The organism is Lentilactobacillus sp. TOM.63 (genome assembly GCF_030361045.1).
Taxonomy (GTDB): Bacteria; Bacillota; Bacilli; order Lactobacillales; family Lactobacillaceae; genus Lentilactobacillus; species Lentilactobacillus dabitei.
This window is the reverse complement of sequence record NZ_JAUCAP010000154.1, coordinates 1-1730: the sequence shown is the minus strand read 5'-3', so window position 1 is coordinate 1730 and position 1730 is coordinate 1. Positions and strand designations below refer to the sequence as shown.

The window sequence follows — 1730 nt, the reverse complement described above, 5'->3', positions numbered from 1 at the left end:
ATCTAAGCAAATTGTGGTCGTGACACCGTGAGGTGTTATTCTCACAAGCTCCTGAATTTATTCAGGAGTGGTTGACTTAAATCATCAGTCTGGGTTATGATACTTCCTCCTTCTGTTGCGAGCTTTCTTTAGTTTGTCCTTTGAGATTTTTACATAAAAAACCGCAGCATTTTACAATGGTGGTGACAAGACAATTTATTTAAGATACACCAAGCCTTTTTTTTAAAGCATCGGTGAGAGTTGCGGAAAAGTTGATCTGGTGTTGTTTGCCTAAATCGTTAAGGTATTTAGGAATAGTAAGTGTCTTTTTAACACTTGCATTTTCCTCTCGTTCTCTAGCGATGGTTGTGTCCACTTCAATTGGAATAACCAATTGATCTTGATTATGCCGTATATTTTGAGGGTCAGAAGGTGTTGGCAAATCTTCATGATAATCTTCGACGGTGAGCAAATATCCTTCTAGAGCATCATGAGCCATGTGAAGGGCATCAGACATATTATTGCCAAAAGTTGCTACATGGGGATCAAAGTCGGGGAAGTTAACTTCAATTTGGCCGTCTACATTCTTAGTGAATAATGCAAAATATAAGTACTTCATTATAATTACCTCCAGTTATGGATACACAAACAGGGGCTATTTAAGCCCTGCCTGTTTTAAGATACTGTAGCACGTGTGATAACACGTATCAGTTGTTTTGGAGGGAATGGAATTTCTATATTTGGTTCGGGTATGTTGAGTTGAGATGGGTCGACTGATTGGCACTACGATCAAGAGAAACCAGGAACGCGAGACCGAATATCAAAAAGAAGCCCCACACAATTAGGAAGGCTGGCCAGGCAACGATGCCACTAAAAATATGACTGACAGACATTCCAGCTTGCCAATCAAATAAGAAGTGCAGAAGGACCGGCCAGATTAGAGTGTTGGTTGCTGTTCGGACAGATGCCAGAATGACGCCAAAGACGAATGCATAAATGACTTGTTGAATGGTTGGGGTTAACGTCTGGCCATTGATTAAGTTGAGCAGATGAAAGATCCCAAAGAAGAGAGCAGAAGAACACGCTGTGAGTGTATATTTCAGGTTATTATTTTTAAACATCTTCAAGAATGCGTTGAACAGTAATCCTCTACAAATAAACTCCTCGAAGAAGCCTGCAGATAAAGCCATCATGGTATCCGAAACAAGCGTTTTCGCTCCAAAAACGGCAATCAAATTATTTACGATATGGCAAAATATCAGAAATAAAACGAGTATGGCAATTATCCAAACGATGCCGATTACTTTGGTTGCTTTTTTATACTTGATTGGATAATTGCGAATTTTGAGTGTTCTCAATATGTAAGTAATCAACCCAGCCGTAACTAATCCATACAATAATCTGACGCTCGCTCTAATAATAGGGCTTACCCCTTTTAACATAATATCCAAAATTTCGAGGATTAGAATTAATCCTGTTGCAATGACAAATTGCATAGATATGGAAACTCGACTTTTACGCATAAACTTCCTCCTAAATTCGAATGATCTTATTATTGCCCCTTTGGATAGGGTTTTCAATATTTTTCACTAAGCGCGTGCAAATTAAAAACAATCCACTAGTAGGTTACTAGTGAATTGCTGAGCGAGGCCTCGATAGTTTTCAAAAATTATTATGGTTCTACAATATCTGTTGTTGGTAATAGATTTTATCTATTACTGATGACAGATTTTTTGTTTCTCGTTAGAATA

Annotated in this window: 2 protein-coding genes; both read right to left on the bottom strand. The window is 38.2% G+C overall.

Features of this window, described 5'->3' with window-relative positions:
* Positions 1-199 precede the first annotated feature (199 nt).
* Positions 200-598 (bottom strand): type II toxin-antitoxin system HicB family antitoxin, encoded by a 399-nt coding sequence (locus QUF07_RS13785; RefSeq protein WP_217163797.1) that lies wholly within the window; start codon positions 596-598, stop codon positions 200-202.
* Between the two features lie 115 nt (positions 599-713).
* A complete protein-coding gene (locus tag QUF07_RS13780; protein ID WP_289428184.1) occupies positions 714-1502 on the bottom strand; it encodes a CPBP family intramembrane glutamic endopeptidase in 789 nt (262 codons plus the stop codon).
* Positions 1503-1730 lie beyond the last annotated feature (228 nt).